A 22,522-nucleotide genomic window follows, 5' to 3' on the forward strand; every position below is an offset into this window, starting at 1 on the left:
CTGCGGGGCACCGGCCTGACCAGTGGGAACCGTCGCCCGGCGGGGTGCTAGCGTTTCGACTTCTGCATTGCCTCAAGCCGCTTGCGGGCGGCAAGCACCGCCTCGGCCTCGAACGCGGCGCCGAGGGTCCGATCGTCGCGCAGCGCCGCCATGGCGCGCGCCCTGAATTCGGCCGCCGTCGCCTCGAGGCCGGTTGCAGACGACAGCGCATGCTGCAGGCCGACTTTCGTGGCCTCGTCGCGCATCTTGCCGGCGACCTCGTTCAGGATGTCGCGCCCTGCCTTGCTGAGCAGCGTATCGACCGCATCATTGGGAAAGTGCCGAACCATCTGCGACTGGATCGCCTTGAGCGCGGGCCCGCGCTCGACCTCGATCAGGTCCATCAGCGCGTGCTTCGGCCAGTTCTGGTCGAACTGGGTCAGGGACTTGACCGGCTTGCTGGCCAGAAATCCGCCGGATACCGCGCCCAGCACGGCGTTGATCACATCGTCCGCGCCCGGCGCCTTGCCCTCGCCCAGCGGCTTCTGCAGAAGCTTGATCGCCTCGGCGGTGGCATTCTTGATGAGTTCCTCGCCCAGTTTCGATTCAAGCACCTTGTCGACATACTTGAACACATAGTTCGCGGCTGTCTTCGACACCTTCATGGCGAACTTTTCGCCCAGCTTGTTCGTCACCTTCTGCAAGGCCGGGCCGGTCAGCTTGCCGCCGACAAAGCCCGCTCCGCCGGCGAGCAGCGAATTCGCCACGATCTTCCGAGCCGAAGCCTTGGGATCGAAGGTGTCATTGGCGGTGTATTCGCCGATCTCGCCCGCGCCGGTCTTCAGCGCCTCGCAGCCCGCTGCCGCGACCGCGGCGGCCTGGGCCGGCGGCATCCGCTTGGTCGTGATCAGGTAGCCCGTCGCCAGAACCTCAAGCACGCCAAAACTGACGTCGCGGGTCACGGTCGCGCCGAGCAGGCCGCTTTCGGCGCCCTCGATATACTTCCGGTCGAAGGCCTGCCATTCCTTCACCGCCTTGTTGATCGCCTGCGAGGCCTTGCGGTGCTGCGCCTCGACCTTCTCCCAGTCGGGCTTGGTGCGGTCGACAAGCGACACGAGCTGCTGTGCGGCCCCCCGCGCATCGAGTGCGGCGCGCTCGCTCGGGATGTCGATTCCCTTGCCCATCCGCACCCCGAGACTGACGAGCGCGTTCACATATCCTTCCGACCCGTCGGCCGCCTTGTGCATCTCGCGGATGCATTTGCTGATGTTGTCGGCCTCGGTCGTCATGGCGCGGGCACGTTCCAGCATCCGCGCACGCGCCTCCTGCTCCAGCCGCATCCAGTCCTGCACGGTGATCTGCTTGGGCTTGCCGTTCTCGATCACATGATAGGCTTCGAAGGATGCGATCTCCTTCTCATAGGCCGAAAGCCGGGGCTGAAGCAGCTTCCACACGCGGTCGCCGGGTTCGATGACGCCGGTCGTGGGCTTCAGCTTGGCCTTGTGACGCTGGAAACTCTCGATGCAGGTGACGACGCCCTGGGACATCCTGCCGTCGATCTCCACCGGATAGCCGTTGGCCAGCAGCGCAAGCTGCAGCAGTTCGACATCCTTGGGCTTGTTGGCAGGTTTTACGGATTTCGATTTCGGATCGCCGACCGGCGCAGAAAGACTGGATGCCACGAGAATACCAATATTGTTCAATCACTTCACCAAGTTGAAAGCGATCTGGAAGCGGGTCAACCTGCAATCGGCCCGCCCGGATAACAATATTTTGATCCGAAACAAAAAAGGGGCAGCGCAGCCGCGCGGCCCCCGCATCTGTCGCGGCCGCGGCCGGATCAGTTCTTGGCGTAGTATTCCACGACCAGGTTCGGTTCCATCTGCACCGGATAGGGCACATCACCGAGGCTCGGCTGGCGCAGCAGCTTCGCCGTCATCTTGTTGTGATCGACTTCGACATAGTCGGGCACATCCCGCTCGGTCAGCGCAACGGCCTCGAGAACGAGGGCGAGCTGCTTCGACTTCTGGCGCACCTCGACGACATCGCCTTCCTTGCAGCGGTAAGAGGCGATGTTCACCCGCTTGCCATTCACGGTCACATGGCCGTGGTTCACGAACTGGCGGGCGGCAAAGACGGTGGGGACGAACTTCGCGCGATACACGATCGCATCGAGGCGCCGCTCGAGCAGGCCGATCAGGTTCTCGCCGGTGTCGCCGGTCACGCGGGCAGCCTCGGCATAGATGCGCTTGAACTGCTTCTCCGTGAGGTCGCCATAGTAGCCCTTGAGCTTCTGCTTGGCGCGCAGCTGGGTGCCGAAGTCCGACAGCTTGTTCTTGCGGCGCTGCCCGTGCTGGCCGGGACCGTATTCGCGCTTGTTCACCGGGGATTTCGGACGGCCCCAGATGTTCTCGCCCATGCGGCGGTCGATCTTGTACTTGGCAGAGGTGCGTTTGGTCACCGCTGATCTCCTTCATGTTGTCGAAGGGCGTTGTCCTTTCCGGGGAACCCCGGCGACAGGTCCCCGCTTGCGCGGGCCACCAACACCAATGAAAAGCCCCGGTGCAAGCCCGAGACCCGGGCGCCATATACGCTTCGCGCGGGGGGAGTCAACCGGGGCTTCCGACGCCAGCCCGGGCGATCACAGGCGCCGCACCCCCGCAGGGCACTTGCGCAGGGCAGAGACCGGATCCGAGCCTGCCGTTCTCTTCTTTGTCCAAATACCCGCAGGGGTCCGGGGGCGGCAGCCCCCGGGGCGGCCGGACTGGTGCCGCGCCGCTCAGGGGGGCGGCAGGTCGCCCTCTGCCCGCAGCGCATGGAAGCCCGCGACAAAGGCCGCCAGCCGCCCGGCGGTGACGGCATCGCGCAGGCCCTGCATCAGGATCTGATAGTAATGCAGGTTGTGCCATGTCAGCAGCATGGACCCGATGATCTCATCCGCCTTGACCACGTGGTGCAGGTAGGCGCGGCTGTAGCCCCGGCAGGCGGGGCAGGTGCAGGTGTCGTCGAGCGGGCGCGGGTCATCCTTGTGGCGGGCGTTCCTGAGGTTGACCTGGCCGCGCGGGGTCCAGGCCTGGCCGGTGCGGCCCGAACGCGAGGGCAGGACGCAGTCCATCATGTCGATGCCGCGTTCCACCGCGCCCACGATGTCGTCCGGCTTGCCCACACCCATCAGGTAGCGCGGCTTGTCCTGCGGCAGGAAGCCCGGGGCATAGTCGAGCACGCCGAACATCGCCTCCTGCCCCTCGCCCACCGCCAGGCCGCCGACCGCATAACCGTCAAAGCCGATGGAGGTGAGCGCCTCGGCACTTTCCTGCCGCAGGTCGCGGGTGACGCCGCCCTGCATGATCCCGAACAGCGCGTGTCCCGGCCTGTCGCCAAAGGCGTCCCGCGACCGCTGCGCCCACCGCATCGACAGGCGCATGGCGCGCGCCACCTCGTCGTCGCTGGCGGGCAGCGCGGGGCATTCGTCGAAGCACATCACGATGTCGGATCCGAGAAGGCGCTGGATCTGCATGCTGCGTTCGGGCGTCAGGACATGCTTCGACCCGTCGATGTGGCTGGAGAAGGTCACGCCCTCTTCCGAGAGCTTGCGGAGCGCACCAAGGCTCATGACCTGAAAGCCGCCCGAGTCGGTCAGGATCGGACGATTCCAGTTCATGAAGCGGTGCAGCCCGCCCAGCCGTGCCACCCGTTCCGCCCCGGGACGCAGCATCAGGTGATAGGTGTTGCCCAGAAGGATGTCCGCGCCGGTGGCCGCAACGCTTTCGGGCAGCATGGCCTTGACGGTGGCGGCCGTGCCGACCGGCATGAAGGCAGGCGTGCGAATGTCGCCGCGCGGGGTATGGATGATGCCGACGCGTGCCGCGCCGTCGCGGGCCTGCAGGGCAAAGGAGAAGCGTTCGGTCATGCCTGCCCATCGCGCGGACGCCGAGCGAAGGCAAGAGGCTTGGCGGGCCTTCCCCTTGCACGCACCCGCGATATGATCCATCACTCGCCCGCACCCTGCCTGAGGAAAGCCCGATGCTCGACACGCCCGCAAGACCCACCGAGGAAATTCTGGTCCGCGAGGTTTTCGGCATCGACACGGACATGCGGGTGAAGGGCTTTGCCGAGGCAACCGACCGGGTGCCCGCGATCGACCCGACCTACAAGTTCGACCCTGACACGACCCTGGCGATCCTTGCGGGCTTTGCCTATAACCGCCGCGTGATGATCCAGGGCTACCACGGCACCGGAAAATCGACCCATATCGAGCAAGTTGCGGCGCGGCTGAACTGGCCCTGCGTGCGGGTGAACCTTGACAGCCACATCAGCCGCATCGACCTGATCGGCAAGGACGCGATCAAGCTGCGCGACGGCATGCAGGTGACGGAGTTCCACGAGGGCATCCTGCCCTGGGCGCTGCGCAATCCGGTGGCCATCGTGTTCGACGAATACGACGCGGGCCGCCCCGACGTGATGTTCGTGATCCAGCGCGTGCTGGAACATGACGGCAAGCTCACGCTGCTGGACCAGAACGAGATCATCACGCCGCATCCGTCCTTCCGTCTGTTCGCCACGTCGAACACCGTGGGGCTGGGCGATACGACGGGCCTGTATCACGGGGTGCAGCAGATCAACCAGGCGCAGATGGACCGCTGGAGCCTGGTTGCCACCCTGAACTATCTGTCCCATGACGCCGAGACGGCGATCGTCCTGGCGAAAAGCCCGCATTACAATACCGCTGCGGGACGCAAGACCATCAGCCAGATGGTGACGGTGGCCGACCTGACGCGCACCGCCTTCATGAACGGCGACCTGTCGACGGTGATGAGCCCCCGGACGGTGCTGAACTGGGCGCAGAACGCCGAGATCTTCCGCAATGTGGGCTATGCGTTCCGGCTGACCTTCCTGAACAAGTGCGACGAACTGGAGCGGCAGACGGTCGCGGAGTTCTACCAGCGCTGCTTTGGCGAGGAACTGCCGGAAAGCGCGGCCAGCATGGCGATGAAGTGACATGCACCTTGGGCTGATCGGCGGGATCGGCCCGGCCGCCACGGTGGCCTACTATCAGCGGCTGTGCCGGGCGGTCGCGGATCGGGGCGGGGTGCTCGACCTGACCATCGTGCAGGCCGACATCCAGACGCTGATCGCGAACAACCTCGCCGACAGGCGCGCCGAACAGGCTGTCATCTACGCTGCGCTGATCGACCGGTTGGCTGCGGCGGGTTGCGACTGCGCGGCAATCACGTCGCTTGGCGGGCATTTCTGTTTCGATGAGACGGTCGCCCGGTCGTTGCTGCCCCTGGTCTCGGCGGTCGCACCGCTGGACGCGCATTTCGTTGCGCAAGGGATCGGGATCGTGGGGCTGCTTGGCACGCGGGTGGTGATGCGCACGCGGCTTTACGGCCAGTTGCGGCAGACGCGCTCGATCGCACTGGATGACGAGATCGATGTCTTGGGCCAGACCTATCAGGATGTTGCCGTGGCGGGGGCCTGCACTGCCGCGCAGCGCGCGACCTTCCTCGACGCCGGGCGGCGGATGGTGGCGGCGGGGGCCGAGGCCGTCGTGCTGGCAGGCACCGACCTGAACCTTGCCTTCGATGGCGCGGAACCCGGCTATCCCGTCATCGACGCGCTTGACGTTCATGTTGCGGTTCTGGCGGATCTCGCAACCGGGCGACGCAGTCTCTAGAACAGCGTGTCACCGGGAATCGCTGCCGCCTGCCGCAGCCAGTCCGCGAACTGCATCTGGTCGAGCGATGTATCCTCGTACAGATGAAGATAGCGCATCGCCGGATGTTTCGATGCCTCGGGCGGCATCGGGTGGAGCGCGCTGCCGGTGAGGAACGCCACTTTCACATAGCGCGCTGTGCAGGACAGGCTGAGCATCCAGCCCTGTCCGGGCACCCCCCAGAAGGGTGCGTTCCAGCGCACGGCACGCGCAGCATCGGGGACGACTTCGCGCACCAGATCGTCGATGCGGCGACCCACCGTTGATTTCCAGCCAGGCATTGCCGCGATATAGGCGGCTACCGGAGCCTCGCCGTCTGCCTTGGCGATCTGCGGGTTACCCCCGGTCAGAAGGCGGACGGTGCCGGGTTCGATCGGCGGCAGGGGCCGGGGTTTCCAGGGCTTGCGGACCCGCGGCGCGCGATCTTTCTCACCATTCTCGGCCATGTCACCCCTTCCCCGTCGCGAGCGGCCGTCCCTGGCCATAGCAGCGGGCGCAGTCTTGCACCAAACAGCAACCTTGTCAGCGGCCGCCGCATCACGGGTTGCAGCCCGGTCGCACCGGGGCGGTGATTTTCGATCTGCCTACTTTATCGGCAGATTTTTCGGCGTAGAATCCGATTCATGTGCGGTATGAAAACCATGTGGTTTCTGGCGGCACTCGCCGCGGCATATTCGCCGGCGGGTGCGCATGTGACCGGCACCGGGGCGGGACAGATGGATTTTGCCGACTGCGCCGGTCGCTATTCGGCGACAGTCGAGCATCTTTGGCTTTTCGATGGCGCCCTGTCGGTAGAGGCGGAGCGGCGGCGCGATGCCTTCGCCGATCTGGTTGCGGCATTTCCCGATCCCGCCGCGGCCCTGCATCGCCGCGTCGCCGCCAAGGCGGCGCAGCGCGCCCTGTGGGACAGGGCCAGCTTTGCGGGCGATGCGCGGGCCGCGCGCCTGGCCCGCAATTGGCTCGCAGCCTGCGACAGTCTGTTGCCAGGCATCTGAAACGCAGCCGCGCCCTTGCCCGAATCGCGCCGCAATGCCCATGTTTGCGACATGAAAACAGTCTCGATTCTCGCCGTTGTCGTCATCGCCGTTGCCGTCGCTCTGCCGGCAAGGGCAGAACGTGCCTCGCCCACCGTGCAATGCGCGGCCTTCTGGGCAGGTTGGGTGATCGTTGCGAAAGGGTCACCCTTCCTGCCACAGGATCCGGCCGACGCCGCCCTTGCCCATGCCTTTGCCGCCGCAGCGCGCACCGAGCATCCGGACGAGGCTGCGCGTCACCTTGACCGCGACACCCGCGACATGGCGCGGATGATCCGTGCCGCCATCGACGGCGACCGGACGAGCCGTGACCTCATGGAAAGGCTGGCGCGCGGGTGCGAGGATGCGGCACGGGCACGCGGGCTGATCTGAAGCCTCAGGCCGCCGCCGCAGATGTGTTGGCACGTGCCGCCATCGTTGCCCCGGCCCACCAGACGAGCTCGTCCAGTGCCGCCTTTGCCGAAGGCAGCAACGACGCCTCGATCGATTCAATCGGCTTGTTTCCGGCCATCGGATGCACCGCATAGAAATCCGCCCCGCCGATATGCACCGCGGTCCGGGTCGGCACCATCTGCAGTTCGACGCCGATCAGCCGCAGATGCTCAAGCGCCCGCGAGCCGCCCGTGCCGCCGTAGGCTATGGCGGTAAAGGGCTTGCGGTTCCACTCGTTGTAGGCCTGGTCGAGCGCGTTCTTCAGCACCGCCGTGATCGAGCGGTTGTATTCGGCGACGACGAAAATGAAGCCGTCGAACCCTGCAAGCCTCTTCTGCCAGCGCTGCGCCTCGGGATTCTGGCTGGGCGTCCAGAGGTTCGAACTGACCTCGTCGAAGAACGGCAGGAGATGATCGCGCAGGTCCACCACCTCGACGTCGATGTCGCCGCGGGTCTGTGCCTGCTTCAGGAACCAGTTCGCCGGGCCCTCTGCAAAGCGATTGGGCCGGGTCGATCCGATGATGAGTGCGATGCGGGGCTTCGCCACAGTAGTATCCTCTCGTATTATGGTTACGAATCGTAACTGCGTGGATATCGGATGGAACACCTGATCGATCAAGAAGGCACCTGCGGGTTACCTTGTAGCGGCGAGGATACCGCCGCCTGCGCAAGGGTCAGCGAGATGCTGGCGCGCATCAGCGACAAGTGGACGCTGCTCGTGGTGCGAACGCTCGGGCAGGGTCCGATGCGCTTCAACGCGCTGCGCCGCGACATCGGCGACATCAGCCAGAAGATGCTGGCGTCCACCCTGCGCGACCTTGAGGAGAACGGCTTCGTCACGCGCAAGGTGACGCCGTCGAAGCCGCCACAGGTGGAATACGCGCTGACCGGCCTCGGCTATGACCTGCTGACACCGGTCAAGGCACTGGCGGAATGGACGATCGCGAATGCCGCGCGCATCGACGCGGCGCGCGCGGCCTATGCCGCACGGAACGCGGCCGACTAGACCGCCCGGGGCCTTGCCCCCGGCCGGGCGCAGTGCTTTACCTTTCGCCATGAGCAAGCCAAGCGACAATCCCGCCGATCCGTTCAAGAAGGCGCTGGCCGAGGCGACCCGGACCATGGCCGATGATCCCGAGATGACCGTCTCCTACTCGGTCGATCCGCCGGGGATGAACCGCGAAGGCGTGCGCCTGCCGCAGGTCAGCCGCCGCATGTCGCGTGACGAGGTGATGCTGGCACGCGGCACGGCCGACGCTTTCGCCTTGCGCCGGAAATATCACGACGAGGGCGTGTCCAGCAGGTACGCGCCCGTGGGCCAACTGGCCCGCGACATCTATGACGCGATGGAAACCGCGCGCTGCGAGGCCGTCGGCGCCCGAACGATGCCCGGCACCGCAGGCAACATCGACGCCAAGATCGCGCATGAAGCCGACCGCAAGGGCTATGCGCAGATCACGCAGCCATCGGACGCGCCGCTGTCGGTCGCGGCGGGGTACATGGTGCGCCATCTTGCGACCGGGCGCGCCCTGCCCAGGGGTGCCGACACGGTGATGAACCTGTGGTCGGGGCATATCGCCCAGACGGCGGGCGGCACGCTGGATGCGATCGACGACGTGCTGACCGATCAGGCCGCCTTTGCGCGCATGGCCCGGCAGGTGATCTCGGATCTGGGGTATGGTGACCAGCTCGGCGACGACCCTGACGCACCCCAGGATGACGACCCAGGCGAGGACGCCGAAGCGGATGAGGACCAGCCCGACTCGACCGGGCAGGACCAGGATCAGGACGATTCCGAGGCATCGCCCGAACAGAGCCAGGACCAGCAGCAGGATGCGGCCGAGGCAAGCGTCAGCCAGGATGACCTGTCGGAGCTGGAGCAAGGCGAAGAGGCCGAGATGCCCGAGGGCGAGGCCCCGCTGGAGCCGCCACCGCCGCCGCCACATTCCGATGCCGACCCGAACTATGGTGCCTACACAACCGATTTCGATGAGGAGATCCGCGCCGAAGACCTGGCCGAACCTGCCGAACTGGAGCGGCTGCGCGCCTATCTCGACCAGCAGCTTGAGCCCCTGAAGGGCGCTGTCAGCCGACTTGCCAACAAGCTGATGCGGCGGTTGCAGGCCCAGCAGAACCGCAGTTGGGAATTCGACCGGGAAGAGGGCATCCTTGACGTCGCACGCCTTGCCCGGGTGGTGGCGAACCCCACCACGCCGCTGTCGTTCAAGGTCGAGAAGGACACCGAGTTCCGTGACACGGTGGTCACGCTTCTGCTCGACAACTCCGGTTCGATGCGGGGTCGGCCGATCAGCATCGCGGCGATCTGCGCCGATGTTCTGGCGCGCACGCTGGAACGCTGCGACGTGAAGGTGGAGATCCTCGGCTTTACCACGCGGGCCTGGAAGGGCGGGCAGAGCCGCGAACGGTGGCTGGCGCAGGGGCGGCCGCAGGCACCGGGCCGTCTGAACGACCTGCGGCACATCATATACAAGGGCGCCGACGCACCCTGGCGTCGGGTTCGCGACAATCTCGGCCTGATGATGAAAGAGGGCCTGCTGAAGGAGAACATCGACGGCGAGGCGCTGGAATGGGCGCACCGACGCGCGGTGGCCCGCCCCGAGGTTCGCAAGATCCTGATGGTGATCAGCGACGGGGCACCGGTCGACGATTCAACACTGTCGGTCAACCCCGCCAACTACCTCGAAAAGCACCTTCGCGACGTGATCGCCATGGTGGAGCGGCGCCGCATGGTGGAACTGATCGCCATCGGTATCGGGCATGACGTGACGCGCTACTACCAGCGGGCGGTGACGATTACCGATGTGGAACAGCTTGCGGGCGCGATGACCGAGCAATTGGCCAGCCTGTTCGAGAGCGATCCCAGGAAACGGGCGCGCGCGGCAGCCACACGGCGGGCCGGGTAGCCAGGCACTGGGACAGGCCACATTCGATCAAGGTGAAGGGGGCAGCCCGTGTTCCAGACGTTCGAGTCAACCGCCGACCCATCACAGGGCCCTCCACGGTTGGCCGCGCTCCGGCGCCTGCTGGCAGAGCAGGGGCTGGACGGCTTCATCGTGCCACGGTCCGACGCACATCAGGGCGAATACGTGGCGCCGCGCGACGAACGGCTTCAGTGGCTGACCGGCTTCACCGGATCGGCAGGCTTTGCGATTGTCCTGCCGCAGGTGGCAGGGGTGTTCATCGACGGGCGATACCGCGTGCAGGTCAAGCATCAGGTCGACCTGGGCCACTTCACGCCGGTTCCCTGGCCCGAGACGAAACCCGCGCACTGGCTGCGCGACCACCTGTCCGGCGGTGGCACGATCGGTTTCGACCCCTGGCTTCACACCGCCGAGGAGATCGGACGCATCGAGGATGGTCTGTCCGGATCGGGCATCGCGCTGGCCCCCGTGGCCAACGCCGTCGATGCGATCTGGCCGGATCAGCCCGGCCCGCCGACCGGCCGCGCCTTCGCGCATCCCGATGCGCTGGCCGGAAGAACATCTGCCGAAAAGTGCATCGCCCTCGCCGACGCGCTGCGTCTGGCGGGTCAGCGCGCTGCGGTGATCACCCTGCCCGATTCGCTGTGCTGGCTGCTGAACATCCGGGGGGCTGACGTGCCGCGCAATCCGGTGCTGCAGGGCTTTGCGGTGCTGCATGACGACGCCCGCATCACCGTCTTTGCCGACGTGCGAAAGTTCGACGACGCCCTGCGCAGGCACCTTGGCCCACAGGTCACGCTATGTCCGCCGGAGGCCTTTGCCTCGGCGCTGCGCACCCTTTCCGGGCCGGTCCGGATCGACAGGGCGACCGCACCGCTGGCGGTCCACCGGGAACTCGTGGCGGCGGGTGTGTCCGTCGCATGGGGTGATGATCCGTGCCGCCTGCCCAAGGCGCGCAAGACCCCGGCCGAGGTGCAGGGGATGCGGGATGCCCATCTGCGGGACGGCGCGGCGATGTGCGAGTTCCTGTGCTGGCTCGATTTCCACGCGCCGCAGGGTGGCCTGACCGAGATTGACGTGGTGCGCGCGCTCGAGGGGTTTCGCCGTGCCACGAATGCGCTGCACGACATCAGCTTCGACACGATCTGCGGCGCCGGTCCGAACGGCGCGATCATGCACTACCGCGTGACCGAGGGTTCGAACCGGGGCGTGGGGCAGGACGAACTGCTGCTCGTCGATTCGGGTGCCCAATATGCCGACGGCACGACCGACATCACCCGCACGGTGGCCGTCGGAGACCCCGGACCGGAAGCGGGCGAATGCTACACCCGTGTCCTGCAAGGCCTGATCGCAATCAGCCGCGTGCGCTTTCCGCGTGGGCTGGCCGGACGCGACCTGGACCCGTTGGCACGACAGGCCCTTTGGCTTGCCGGGCAGGACTTCGACCATGGCACCGGGCATGGCGTCGGCGCCTTCCTGTCGGTGCATGAAGGGCCGCAACGGTTGTCGCGGATATCGGAAGTGCCGCTGGAACCCGGCATGATCCTGTCGAACGAGCCCGGCTATTACCGCGAGGATTCGTTCGGCATCCGGCTGGAGAACCTGATCGTGGTGACCGAGGCGCCGCCTCTGGGCGACAACCGCCTGCAGCATGCCTTCGAGACGCTGACCTTTGTCCCCTTCGATCGCCGCCTGATCCGGACCGACATGCTGTCGCCGGGAGAGCGCGGCTGGCTGAACACCTATCACGCCGAGGTGCGCGAAAAATTGGCAGACCGCGTGTCCGCGACAACGCGGGACTGGCTTTTTGCCGCGACCATGCCAGTCTGACGCCGGGGATCACCGAAGGCACGCAGGGGACAGGCATGGCCGACCATATCCGCATCCGCACGGCGCCGGGCACATGGGTGGTGCGGGCGGGGGGCGCCATCCTTGGCGAAAGCAGGCGGGCCCTCGAACTGACAGAAGGCAGCTACCCGCCAGTCATCTATTTCCCGCGCGCCGATGTGGCGATGGCGATGCTGGATCGCACCGACCGCAGTTCGACATGTCCGTGGAAGGGGCAGGCGAGCTATTTCTCGGTGGTCACGCCGGAGGGCCGCATCGAGAATGCCGTCTGGTCCTATGAGACACCCATCGACGATGTGTCGCAGATCGCCGGGCATCTGGCGTTCTATACGGACCGCGTGACGGTGGAACGGCTCTACTGAGCCGCCACTGCGCGCAACCGTTCCACCATGGCGCGCAGCCCGTTCGACCGCTGCGATGACAGATGTCGGTCAAGGCCAAGCCGCGCCAGTTCGGCCGCCGCGTCCACCTGCCCCACCTGGTCGGTCGGCAGCCCGGAGTAAAGCGCGTGAAGCACCGCGATCAGCCCCCGCACGATCATCGCATCGCTGTCGCCCTGGAAATCGAACCGCCCGTCCGCCACCATCGGGCGCAGCCAGACCTGGCTTGCGCAACCGTCCACCTTGAAGGCGGGCACCTTGAAGGCGTCGTCCAGCGGCGGCATGGCTCGACCAAGCTCGATCACATGACGATAGCGGTCCTCCCAGTCGTCCAGAAAGGCGAAGGTCTCGGCAATCTCGTCGAAGGCGGGGGTGGCCATGGCGCGCTCCTTGTCGGGTCTGACTTAGGCGCCACGGCGCCAAAGGTCCAGCCGGGGGCGGCTTTTCAAAGCCGCCGCCATGGGCTACCCAAGTCTGGCGCCCGCACGAGACGGCGCGGAACAGGGGACGGGTCAATGCGCAAGCCGCTTCTGGCGATGATGGTCGTGGTTCTTGCGGTGTCGGCCTGCGGTCGCATCCGTGACTCGCGCCTGAACCCGTTCAACTGGTTCGGCCGCTCGCAGCCCGCCGAGGTGGTGGTGACGGATGCGGCGGTCGCACAGGACGGGCGGCGGCTTGTCGCGCAGGTCATTGATCTGACACTCGACCGAACGCCCGGCGGCGCCATCCTGCGCGCTGTCGGCCTGCCGCCGACCCAGGGCTACTGGGAGGCCGAACTGGTGGCGCGCCCGGTCGATGACGGTGTTCTGGTGTTCGATTTCCGCGTGTTCCCGCCGCCCCGGCCCGCCGACGTGTCCACGCAACGCTCGCGCGAGGTGGTGGTGGCGACCTTCCTGTCGAACCAGATGCTTGAGGGCCTGCGCCAGATCACGGTGCAGGGCGAACTGTCCGCGCGAAGCACCCGCCGCTGAGGCGCCAGGGCGTCAGAGCCGGATCACCTTTACATCCGACCCCTTTGCCGTCAGCGCGATCTCGCCCCGGCACAGCCGCAACGCGTCTTCGCCAAAGGCTTCGCGACGCCAGCCCGACAAGGCCTCGACGTTGCGGGCGCCGGCCGCGATCGCATCAAGATCGGATGCCGGTGCGATCAGCCGCGGCGCGACACCCAGTGACTCGGCCTTCGCCTTCAGCAGCACCCGCAGCAGATCGGCAAGCGCCGGGTTCACCTGGGCGGCATCGCGGTCAGCCTCGGGTTTCGGCATCTTGTCCGCGGGCATTTCCAGGCCCGCCTTCACCGCGGCCAGCAACCCGTCCGCGATGTCGCCGCGCCGTCCCTCGCGCAGCAGAAGGCGCGATCGTCCCAGTTCCTCATGCGTGGTGGGCTTGGTCGATGCCAGTTCCAGCAGCGCATCGTCCTTCAGGACCCGCGAACGGGGAATGTTCATGCGCTGCGCATATTCCTCGCGGAACCGCGCAAGCTCCTTCACCACGGCCAGGAACCGGCCCGAGGAACTCCGCGTCTTGATACGCTGCCAGGCATCCTCGGGAGACACCGTGTAGGTGGCCGGATCGGTCAGGATGCGCAGTTCTTCCTCGACCCACGGCTGGCGTTCCGATCGTGCCAGCTGTGCCGAAAGGCTTTCATAGATCACCCGCAGATGCGTGACATCCGCAAGGGCATAGACCTTCTGTGCCTCGCTCAGCGGGCGGCGCGACCAGTCGGTGAACCGGCTGGTCTTGTCCAGCGCCTGATGCGCGATCTTGCGCACCAGCGTCTCGTATCCCGCCTGTTCGCCGAACCCGCAGACCATCGCCGCGACCTGGGTGTCGAACAGCGGGTCGGGAAACACGCCGCCCTCGACGAAGAAGATTTCCAGATCCTGCCGCGCCGCATGGAATACCTTCACGGTCGCCCGATGGCGGAACAGGTCGTAGAGGGGCGCCAGGCTCATGCCCTCGCCCTCGACCGGATCCACCAGGACGGCATCGCCGGTCTTTCCGGGCAAGGCCATCTGGATCAGGCACAGCTTGGCCCAATAGGTGCGCTCACGCAGGAACTCGGTATCGATGGTGACGTAGGGTTCTTCCCTGGCTGCCGCGCAGAAGTCGGCCAGTTCGTCGGTCGTGGTGATGGTGCGCATGCGCCTGCCTGTGGGTGCGGGGTCATCCCGCCTGTTTCCGTCATAGGCAGCGAATGCCCAAAAGAAAAGCCTGTGCTGCTCCATTGCCGTCATGGAAAAGCCACAGCCTTGTAAAGGCGCAGGAAAATCGGTAGCCTTGTCCTGCTGCGGAACCGGTCTGCCACCTTTGGGGAAGGTGGGTGGCCTTGCCGAGGGCGCGCCGGTCGGCGTCGCCCCCTTCGGAGTCGTCTGTGGCAACCGTCACGCTCTACATGGTCGGCGACGAGATCGGCACCTACACCGGTGTTTCGTCGCATGGCAACGGGTCAAAGATGACGGTGACGCTGACGGGCGTGCAGCCCCTCGGCACCTCGCAGGACGTCTTTCGCATCGTCGTCACCCAGGTCAACAACGGCGTCGATTTCTTCCACAACGGCCAGTGGGTCTCGATCTACACCTACAGCCCGGACAACCCGCAGGGCACGCTCGTCTATTCCTGGCTGAACCCGCAGGACGACATGTTCCAGGGCAAGGCTTCGGGTTCGACCTATCAGATATTCTCCAGCAGCAGCCGCCTGCTGTTCGACGTGAACGGCATAACCCCCGGGACGCGGGTCTATGGACCTGACATCAACGAGCCGCTTGGCGCACGGCTGCGGTTCTCGGCCTATGCGACCTCGCCCGACCAGATCGTCATCTGCTTCGCGGCGGGCACCCGCATCCTGACCGCGCAGGGGCCGCGCCGGATCGAGACGCTACGGCGCGGCGACAGGGTCTGGACACGGGATCATGGCATGCAGCCGTTGCGCTGGATCGGGCGGCGGCAGGTCTGCGGCACAGGCGATCTGGCGCCCGTCTGCATCGACACAGGCGCGTTCGGCAACACCCGGCCCGTGACGGTCTCGCCGCAGCACCGTATCCTGGTGTCCGGCTGGCGTGCCGAACTGCACTTCGGCGAACCCGAGGTTCTGGTGGCGGCCCTGCATCTGGTCGACGGGGCGCGCGTGCGGGTGACGCCGCGATCGCGCGTGGACTATGTCCACATTGCCTTTGACCGGCACGAGATCATCAGCGCCGAGGGGATGCTGACAGAAAGCCTGTATCCCGGGCCGATGGCGCTCGCCGCCCTTCCCGAGGCGGCGCGACGGGAACTTGCCGCGATCTTTCCCGAACTTGTCACCGGCCAGTCCGTCAGGCCCGCCAGCCGCATGCTGACCGGGCGCGAGGCGGGGCTGATCCGAGAACCCGCCTGACGGGCTCAGGGCAGGATGACCGGCCTGCGGTCGCCCGCCGCGAACCGGCGCAGCACCGCCGGATACAAGGCGTGTTCCGCTGGCAGCACCCGCGCCGCCAGCGTCTCGGGCGTGTCGCCCGGCAACACCGGTACCCGCGCCTGCCCGAGGATGGGGCCTGCATCCAGATCTGCCGTCACCTCATGTACCGTGCAGCCCGCTTCGGTGTCGCCCGCCTCCAGGGCACGGCGGTGGGTATCGAGGCCCGGATACTTTGGCAGAAGCGACGGATGGATGTTCAGCATCCGGTCGGCGTACCGCGCCACGAAGCCGGGCGTCAGGATCCGCATGAAACCGGCAAGGCACAGGATGTCGGGCGCGGCCGCGTCAAGTGCGGCCGCGAGTTCGGCCTCGAAGCCGGCACGGTCCCGACCGAACGTCCGATGATCGACCGTGGCCACCGGAACCCCGGCAGCCGCAGCCCGCGCCAGGCCACCCGCGCGGGGGTCGTTCGACAGAACCAACACCGGCCGCGCCGGATGATCCCCCGTCATCGAGGCCAGCAGCGCCGCCATGTTCGACCCGCCACCCGAAATCAGGATGGCGACGCGCCTCACGCCAGACGGCCCGTGTACCTGACACCCGCGCCCGGCTCGATCGCCCCGATCACCGTGACGCGCTCGCCCGCACCCGACAGCAGGTCGGAAATCGCCGCCGCCCGGTCGGCGGCCACGGCCAGCACCATGCCGATGCCGCAGTTGAAGGTCTTGAGAACCTCGGCCTCGGCCATTCCGGCAGTCTGCCGCAGCCACTGGAACACGGGCGGCAGGACGATCGTCTCAAGATCGATCCGGCAGCCCAGCCCCTCGGGGCAGAAGCGCGGCGGATTCTCGGTCAGCCCGCCGCCGGTCACATGGGCCAGCCCATGCACACCGCCCGCCCGTATCGCCGCCAGCGCGGGCCGCACATAGAGGCGTGTCGGCGCCAGCAGCGCCGCACCCAGGTTGCCCTCTCCGAACGGGCAGGGAGCATCCCAGCCAAGGCCCGCCATCTCGACCACCTTGCGGACAAAGCTGTAGCCGTTGGAATGCACGCCGTCGGACGCAAGTCCCAGCAGAACGTCGCCTTCCGACACGCCCTGCGGCAGGTCGCCCCCGCGCTCCATCGCACCCACGGCAAACCCGGCCAGGTCGAAATCGCCGCGGTGATACATCCCCGGCATCTCGGCCGTCTCTCCGCCCACGAGCGCGCAGCCGCTTGCGGCACAGGCCCGCGCGATACCCTCGACGATCCGCGCAGCCTGATCGACCTCGAGCTTTCCTGTCGCGAAATAGTCAAGGAAGAACAGCGGTTCCGCACCCTGGCAGACCAGGTCGTTCACGCACATCGCCACCAGGTCCACGCCGATGGTATCGACATTGCCGGTGTCGATGGCGATGCGCAGCTTTGTGCCCACACCGTCGGTCGCGGCAACCAGGATCGGATCGCGGTAGCCCGCCGCCTTCAGGTCGAACAGCGCGCCAAAGCCGCCAAGCCCGGCCATGGTTCCCGGTCGTGCCGTCGCGGCCGCCGCAGGCTTGATCCGCTCGACCAGGGCATTGCCCGCGTCGATGTCCACGCCCGCCTGCGCATAGGTCAGCCCGTTCCTGCCGTCGGTCATCGCCGCCCCCGTGGTTCACACCGCCGCGCTTTACGCAAAAGGCGCTGCGGCTGCAATCGCGTCGCGCCTCAGGGTGGCGGGGGCACCTGCGGGGCGTCCTCGGCATCATCCGCAAGCACACCCGACGCATCCAGCTTTTGCGAGTTCTTCCAGCGATCCTCATAGCTCTTGGTGTGCTTGTTGACCTTCGCTGTGATCCTGTCCGACGCCTCGCGCGTGACGCCTTCATCCGCAATCTCGAACAACCCGTTGTCCTTCCAGTACATCAGGGCCGAGCGCATGGCGTATTTCGGCTGCAGCAGCAGATCGGGGTCGGCAACGAAATCGACCTTCTCGCCATAGACCTCCTCATGCAGCTTGGTGAAGCGCTCATAGCCGGCCTTGCCGGTCAACTGGATCAGGCCGCGTCCGCGATATTTCCAGCCGTCACCGCTGTCAGAATCGCCGTTGCCCAGTTCCTTTCTGCCTCCATAGGCCAGGTTGGCTATCGCCTCGGGGTCGGCCGGATGATCGGCGGTCCGGCCATATTTGGTGGCGTCGTCCGGGTTGTCCCTGAAGTACTTGAAGGTGGCGATCAGCGCCTCGGGCGTGTAGTTCAGGTTCTCCGACAGAGTTCCGCGTGCCCCCACCTCCTGCAGGACCTGCCCGAAGAAATGCGCGCGGCGCTTCGGATTCGACAGCAGTTCGTCGCCAACCGCTCCCGTCAGCTCCTCGGCCATCGCGGTGGTCCAGTCGTCGGAGACGCCCGGGAATACCTCCTTCAGCTTCGCAGCCTTGGCCGCAACCTTGTCGGGCGTCTCCGTCGCGGCATCGGGTGCCTCCGTCTTGGATCCGGGCACAGATCCGGGCACAGATGCCGCTGCGGTTGCCGTCGGCGCCTCTTTCTGCAGCGCCTGCTCGACACGCGCCCTGATCTGTGCGGCACGCTGCATGTTGCCCAGTTGCAGCGCCATGACCAGTTCCAGCATGGCCCGCGCCAGCACCCGCCCGATGCCCGGCGCCGCAGCCGCCAGCGCGGTGACGCGGGCGCCAAGGTCGCGCACCGGCGCGGCATGTTCGGGTGGCACAACCGCTGTGCTCCGGGCTGCCGCACCCATGCCCGGCCCGTCCCGCAACCGTTCGAGCGCAGTCTCGATGGTCGCAAGCCCGGCCTCGGCTCCGGCGGCATCGCCCCGCAGCAGCGCCGCACGCACCAGTGCAAGGGCCTTGCCCAGCCGTTCTGCCACGCCTGACCCGTCGGCAGGCAGGCCACGCACCGCCTCGGCCGCTGCCGCCAGTCGCCGCGCCAGCATCGCCTGTGTCTCTGGCGCAACCGCCGCCCGCGGACCCGGCGCCGATGACGGTGGTGGCGGAGGCGCCGCCGCCGCGCGGCGCATCGGCTGCGGTGGCGGCACCGGCGGTGCTGGCGGTGCTGGCGCGGCGGGGGCCGCGGACGCCGCGGGCGGCGCCGCGACCGGCGGCTCCTCGGCCAGTGCCGCCACCTCGTCCTCACCGTCCTCCATGCGCCCGCCCGACGGCAGGACAAAGGCCACCTTCAGCGGAAAGCCCTGCCCCGCAAGGAACCGCCGGACCATGCGCGGCAGCGACGCCGGCACGTCATCGTTCTCGCAGGTCAGTGTCAGGCACTTGCCCTCGACCGTCAGGATGCCTTGCGCACCCTTCGGGCCGCCGCCCCGGGCCTTGGCTGCACGGCGCATCATCTCGACGGGTTTCTTGGGATGTGCCTCGATCACCGGCCCGTCCGGGCCGATCAGCATCGCGCAGGATTGCGGGCGCCGCTTGGCCGCCTTGATGATCTCGCCAAGGTCGGTCACCGCATCCGCCGCCATCGCCACCCCTCTCAGGCCACCACCTACCGGTGGCATTGGGACGAAGAACTGCCCGAACGGCAACGATTCTCTGTCTGAAAAAGGGCCCGGCCCGGGCTTGACCGCCAGCCCTGCCTTGTCCTAGGCAAAGGGCACGGGCCTGTAGCTCAACGGTTCAGAGCAGGGCGCTCATAACGCCTTGGTTGGGGGTTCGAATCCCTCCGGGCCTACCACCTCTCAGCGGGGCCTGCGTGCTGCTACGCGGCGGCCTCGGGAAGGTCGCGTGCCAGCGTCCACCGGTTGCGGCCGGTCTCCTTCGACCGGTACAGCGCGGCGTCGGCCTGCGCCATGAGCTGCACATCGGTGGTTGCGTCCCGACCGAGTTCGGCAATCCCGAAGCTCGCGCTGACATTCAGCGCGGGCGCGTCGGCAAAGGTCAGGTCGCAGATCGCCAGACGCAGGCCCTCGACAACGGCCGCGACCTGATCGCCGGTCATGCCCGGCAGAAGGATGGCGAATTCCTCGCCGCCGATCCGCCCCACCGAGGCGGCTTCTTCCTGCGGCAGGCGCAAGGTCGCCGCGACACTGCGCAGCACGCTGTCGCCGACACCATGGCCGAACTGGTCGTTGATCTGCTTGAACCGGTCGATGTCCAGCATGGCCAGCGACAGGGGCGTTCCCTCGACCTCGCTGCGGCGCAGTTCGCGGTCGTACTGTTCCATGAAGCCGCGGCGGTTCAGCACGCCCGTCAGCGGATCGCGCGAGGCCAGCCGCTGCAGGTTCAGCGCGTCCATCACGATCGCCGCGAGGCTGCGGCCGATGTCCTCGCGGCCTTCGGTGATGCTGTCGGGCCGTGCCGAAAACAGGGCCAGCGTGCCGATCGCCAGCCCGTCGCGCGTCAGCAGGGGAAAGCCCGCGTAGCTGCGCACCGGCGGGGCGCCCGCCACATCGGCCAGCGCGATGGCACGCGGATCGGTCGCCATGTCCTGAATGATCAGCGGCTCTTCCCCGCTGATGGTCAGGTTGCAGGGCCAGCCGTCACGCGGGCAGCGCTTGGCGGTAGTGCCGATCCGTGTGTGAAAGATCGCCGAGGTCCGGTCGATCAGCACGATCGCCGCAGCACTGGTGCCAAGCTCGCTCCGCGCCAGCCGCAGGATGCGTTCGATGATCGGCTCACGCGGGCTGTTCAGCACATCGAGCGAAAACAGCGCGGCCAGTCGGCGTCTCTCTCTCATCTGGCTGCCATCGTTGCCCTCGGGGAATCTGCGCGCCTGCCGAACAGGAACGGAACCGCCAAGCCCCATGCCCCCGTCGCTATGTGGTGGTTCGGTTGACGGAAACAAGCTTGTCGACCCCTCGTTGTCCCTCGGTTAGGGTATCCCGCAAGTTGTGGCGGACTTTAGGGTATCAGACGTGCAGAATATGGCCAAACCCGCACATTCGGACAGGGCGGTTCCCCGCCGTGGCGCTTTTTCTGGCGATCGTGCCGGACGGGCACGCCTTGCGGTTGTGCTGGCCTTCGCGCTTGCGGGCTGTGGTGGCGGCGCGGGCGGCGTGCCCACGGGGGTCGATGTCAACACCCCCGCCTTCGAGTCCTACACGACAAACCACAACGGTTACAGCCGGGTCCGCCTGGATCGCAGCACCCCGGCCGACGCCCCGGTGATCGCCCAGTTCGAGGACAGCGATCCCGCCTCGCCGGCCGGATATCGCGAGCTCATCGCGCTCAGCGATCCGGCCTACACGGGGCGCATGACGATCGAGGTCATCGCCCAGGTCGATCCGGCGAACGGCGACAAGGCGACGCGCATCCTGCGGCTGACCGCAGATCAGGAGCCGCTGCAGAACATTTCGGGCGGGCGGCTTGTCACCAGCAGCGGCAAGTTCTTTCTGCGGGGCCAGAATTTCGCCTGGGTCACGATCAATGGCGGCCCGCTCCTGTCCGGCAACCAGACGGCGGGCGGTCTCGTGGACCTTGTTCTGGACTTCGACAGCGCCAGTGCCGACATCAACCTGCGGACCGGCGTGTCAGGTGCGTCCGAGGTCCGGACCGAGGTGACCGGAACCCGCCTTCCCTTCAACATCGTCACCGGTGCCTACGGCGGCGACGTCACGGTCCAGATCTGGGATCCCGGTTCCAGCCTGATCTTCGGAATCGACGGCGCCTTGCGCGGCTCGGTGGGCGGTGCGCCCGTCTACTCCGGGCCCACGCATGGCATGACGACATCGGGTCTCTACACCGCCACCGGAATCGACGGCGGCACGGCGGTGTCGGTTGATGGCGTGTTCTACGGCACCGATCCGAATGCGCTTCCCTGATCGGGCGGCATGCCTCGCCGTCCTGATCGCGGCTGTGGCGCTTGCCGGTCCGGCATCGGCCGATGAAGCGGCGCGGATGCGCAGTGCCACGCTTGCCGATTCGGAACGGCTGCGCCTGCGCGCCGTCGGGCAGGCTCTTTCAGCCGAACGTGCCGGTCCCGCCGAAATCGCCCGGATGCGTCACGAGATGGTGCGGCAGGGCTATTACTTCGACGGGCCGGGAATCGCCGTCGTCGAAACCGGTCTCTGGGCCGCACCGCTGCTGTCATGGGACGGCAACATCAACGGCGGCGTCCTGCAGGACAGGTTCTGGCAGAATGACCTGCTGTTCGAGGCCGATCCCGCCTTCCGGGCGCGCGCGGGCGTCGTCGCGGGGGCCTCGGCCGGGGGCCAGATGCGTCTGGCCTGGGCCAACGGCCGCGTGATCGAACTGCGCAGCCAGGCGGAATTCGCCTGGTCGCCGGAACACGACCTGTATCGCGGCGATGCTGCGCTGGCGCTGTGCTCCCGCAACCATGTCACCGGCTGGACCTTCCTTGATCTCTGTGCCCGGGGGTCACGCAGCTGGCGCGATCTCGGCGACCGGTCGGCGTGGCAGGCCTCGGTCGGCCTGTCCAGGGTCATCGCCGCGCCGCGCGGACTGCATGAACTGGGCATCGGGCTGGCCCGCACCGGCGGCCCCGACCGGCAGTCGCAGGACCAGATCGCCCTGTCGGTCGAATCGGTCTGGGACCACGCCACCTCGCGCATCTCCCTGACGCTGGGCGAACCGGTCGCCGGGGAAACCGCGCTTGACCGGCGGATGGATGCGGGGCTGGCCTGGCACTGGAACGACCGCGCCTGGCGGTTCGACCTCTGGCACCAGTCGGCCGATGGCGGTGCCTTCCTGGGCGTGCCCCGCAGGGACAGGGCCAGCGGCGCGTCAATCGGCGTCGAGATCCGCGCGGGCACCGAACTGCGGCTGGGCTATGCCCGCAACCGCTCGACCGCAGGCTTTGCAGAATACGATCAATTCACAGTGGACCTGCGCTTCGGACGCCTGAGGTTCTGAC

At 67.1% G+C, this 22,522-nt stretch carries 23 protein-coding genes and 1 tRNA gene; 13 read left to right on the top strand and 11 right to left on the bottom strand.

Annotation, left to right across the window (positions count from 1 at the left end; all coding sequences use genetic code 11):
- Positions 1-47 precede the first annotated feature (47 nt).
- The 3 genes from KF887_16505 to tgt all read right to left on the bottom strand — a co-directional run bounded on the left by KF887_16505 (position 48) and on the right by tgt (position 3,889).
- Complete coding sequence (locus KF887_16505) at positions 48-1,661, bottom strand: hypothetical protein (GenBank protein ID QYK40974.1); 1,614 nt, start codon at positions 1,659-1,661, stop codon at positions 48-50.
- 158 nt (positions 1,662-1,819) lie between these two features.
- Complete coding sequence (rpsD, locus tag KF887_16510; GenBank protein QYK40975.1) at positions 1,820-2,440, bottom strand: 30S ribosomal protein S4; 621 nt, start codon at positions 2,438-2,440, stop codon at positions 1,820-1,822.
- Positions 2,441-2,758: 318 nt separating this feature from the next.
- Positions 2,759-3,889 (bottom strand): tRNA guanosine(34) transglycosylase Tgt, encoded by a 1,131-nt coding sequence (gene tgt / locus KF887_16515; GenBank protein ID QYK40976.1) that lies wholly within the window; start codon positions 3,887-3,889, stop codon positions 2,759-2,761.
- Positions 3,890-4,002: 113 nt separating this feature from the next.
- On the opposite strand from tgt, the gene cobS reads away from it, so the two are divergent.
- On the top strand, positions 4,003-4,977 hold the full coding sequence (gene cobS / locus KF887_16520) for a cobaltochelatase subunit CobS (protein QYK40977.1): 975 nt from the start codon (positions 4,003-4,005) through the stop codon (positions 4,975-4,977).
- Between the two features lies 1 nt (position 4,978).
- Complete coding sequence (locus KF887_16525) at positions 4,979-5,656, top strand: aspartate/glutamate racemase family protein (protein QYK40978.1); 678 nt, start codon at positions 4,979-4,981, stop codon at positions 5,654-5,656.
- Here KF887_16525 and KF887_16530 read toward each other — a convergent pair.
- Positions 5,653-6,141, bottom strand: coding sequence for a DUF1801 domain-containing protein (locus tag KF887_16530; GenBank protein QYK40979.1), 489 nt, complete (start codon positions 6,139-6,141; stop codon positions 5,653-5,655). The genes KF887_16525 and KF887_16530 overlap by 4 nt on opposite strands.
- A gap of 186 nt (positions 6,142-6,327) precedes the next feature.
- Between KF887_16530 and KF887_16535 the strand changes: the two genes are divergently transcribed.
- Together KF887_16535 and KF887_16540 are read left to right on the top strand one after the other, a co-directional pair.
- Entirely contained in the window at positions 6,328-6,690 is a 363-nt protein-coding gene (locus tag KF887_16535) for a hypothetical protein (GenBank protein ID QYK40980.1), read from the top strand.
- Positions 6,691-6,741: 51 nt separating this feature from the next.
- Positions 6,742-7,101 (top strand): hypothetical protein, encoded by a 360-nt coding sequence (locus KF887_16540; GenBank protein QYK40981.1) that lies wholly within the window; start codon positions 6,742-6,744, stop codon positions 7,099-7,101.
- A gap of 4 nt (positions 7,102-7,105) precedes the next feature.
- Here KF887_16540 and KF887_16545 read toward each other — a convergent pair whose 3' ends face one another.
- A complete protein-coding gene (locus tag KF887_16545) occupies positions 7,106-7,708 on the bottom strand; it encodes an NAD(P)H-dependent oxidoreductase (GenBank protein QYK40982.1) in 603 nt (200 codons plus the stop codon).
- 51 nt (positions 7,709-7,759) lie between these two features.
- Here KF887_16545 and KF887_16550 point away from each other — a divergent pair, with 51 nt between their 5' ends.
- From KF887_16550 to KF887_16565, 4 genes are read left to right on the top strand one after another with little or no spacing between them, the layout of a single operon-like run.
- Complete coding sequence (locus KF887_16550; GenBank protein ID QYK40983.1) at positions 7,760-8,167, top strand: helix-turn-helix transcriptional regulator; 408 nt, start codon at positions 7,760-7,762, stop codon at positions 8,165-8,167.
- A 49-nt stretch (positions 8,168-8,216) separates the two neighbouring features.
- Entirely contained in the window at positions 8,217-10,085 is a 1,869-nt protein-coding gene (cobT, locus tag KF887_16555; GenBank protein QYK40984.1) for a cobaltochelatase subunit CobT, read from the top strand.
- Between the two features lie 48 nt (positions 10,086-10,133).
- Complete coding sequence (locus KF887_16560) at positions 10,134-11,933, top strand: aminopeptidase P family protein (GenBank protein QYK40985.1); 1,800 nt, start codon at positions 10,134-10,136, stop codon at positions 11,931-11,933.
- A gap of 35 nt (positions 11,934-11,968) precedes the next feature.
- Entirely contained in the window at positions 11,969-12,313 is a 345-nt protein-coding gene (locus KF887_16565; protein ID QYK40986.1) for a DUF427 domain-containing protein, read from the top strand.
- Here KF887_16565 and KF887_16570 read toward each other — a convergent pair.
- The gene (locus KF887_16570) at positions 12,307-12,711 is read right to left on the bottom strand and encodes a SufE family protein (protein ID QYK40987.1); all 405 of its coding nucleotides are present in this window, start codon (positions 12,709-12,711) and stop codon (positions 12,307-12,309) included. The two genes, KF887_16565 and KF887_16570, sit on opposite strands and share 7 nt — an antisense overlap.
- Positions 12,712-12,846: 135 nt before the next feature.
- Here KF887_16570 and KF887_16575 point away from each other — a divergent pair, with 135 nt between their 5' ends.
- Positions 12,847-13,302, top strand: coding sequence for a hypothetical protein (locus KF887_16575; protein ID QYK40988.1), 456 nt, complete (start codon positions 12,847-12,849; stop codon positions 13,300-13,302).
- Positions 13,303-13,314: 12 nt separating this feature from the next.
- Here the strand turns inward: KF887_16575 and rnd are convergent, their stop codons facing one another.
- Positions 13,315-14,472, bottom strand: coding sequence for a ribonuclease D (gene rnd, locus KF887_16580; GenBank protein ID QYK40989.1), 1,158 nt, complete (start codon positions 14,470-14,472; stop codon positions 13,315-13,317).
- A gap of 251 nt (positions 14,473-14,723) precedes the next feature.
- Here rnd and KF887_16585 point away from each other — a divergent pair, with 251 nt between their 5' ends.
- Positions 14,724-15,704 (top strand): Hint domain-containing protein, encoded by a 981-nt coding sequence (locus tag KF887_16585; GenBank protein QYK43622.1) that lies wholly within the window; start codon positions 14,724-14,726, stop codon positions 15,702-15,704.
- A 5-nt stretch (positions 15,705-15,709) separates the two neighbouring features.
- On the opposite strand, the gene KF887_16590 is transcribed toward KF887_16585, so the two are convergent.
- From KF887_16590 to KF887_16600, 3 genes are all read right to left on the bottom strand, one after another.
- Positions 15,710-16,300, bottom strand: coding sequence for a phosphoribosylglycinamide formyltransferase (locus tag KF887_16590; GenBank protein ID QYK40990.1), 591 nt, complete (start codon positions 16,298-16,300; stop codon positions 15,710-15,712).
- Complete coding sequence (gene purM / locus KF887_16595; protein ID QYK40991.1) at positions 16,297-17,343, bottom strand: phosphoribosylformylglycinamidine cyclo-ligase; 1,047 nt, start codon at positions 17,341-17,343, stop codon at positions 16,297-16,299. The genes KF887_16590 and purM overlap by 4 nt, the downstream gene beginning before the upstream one ends.
- A 68-nt stretch (positions 17,344-17,411) precedes the next feature.
- Positions 17,412-19,172 carry a glycoside hydrolase family 19 protein gene (locus KF887_16600; GenBank protein QYK40992.1) on the bottom strand — a complete coding sequence of 587 codons (1,761 nt, stop codon included), beginning with the start codon at positions 19,170-19,172 and terminating at the stop codon, positions 17,412-17,414.
- 135 nt (positions 19,173-19,307) lie between these two features.
- Between KF887_16600 and KF887_16605 the strand changes: the two genes are divergently transcribed.
- Positions 19,308-19,384: transfer RNA gene (locus KF887_16605), tRNA-Ile, on the top strand.
- A gap of 24 nt (positions 19,385-19,408) precedes the next feature.
- On the opposite strand, the gene KF887_16610 is transcribed toward KF887_16605, so the two are convergent.
- A complete protein-coding gene (locus tag KF887_16610; protein ID QYK40993.1) occupies positions 19,409-20,386 on the bottom strand; it encodes a sensor domain-containing diguanylate cyclase in 978 nt (325 codons plus the stop codon).
- 187 nt (positions 20,387-20,573) lie between these two features.
- Here KF887_16610 and KF887_16615 point away from each other — a divergent pair, with 187 nt between their 5' ends.
- Both KF887_16615 and KF887_16620 read left to right on the top strand, forming a co-directional pair.
- Complete coding sequence (locus KF887_16615; protein ID QYK40994.1) at positions 20,574-21,470, top strand: viral aspartic protease; 897 nt, start codon at positions 20,574-20,576, stop codon at positions 21,468-21,470.
- Positions 21,457-22,521: a hypothetical protein gene (locus tag KF887_16620; GenBank protein QYK40995.1), complete on the top strand. Its 1,065-nt coding sequence runs from the start codon at positions 21,457-21,459 to the stop codon at positions 22,519-22,521. The genes KF887_16615 and KF887_16620 overlap by 14 nt, the downstream gene beginning before the upstream one ends.
- The last annotated feature ends 1 nt before the right edge of the window (position 22,522 follow it).

The sequence above is a fragment of the Paracoccaceae bacterium genome, from assembly GCA_019454225.1.
Taxonomy (GTDB): domain Bacteria; phylum Pseudomonadota; class Alphaproteobacteria; order Rhodobacterales; family Rhodobacteraceae.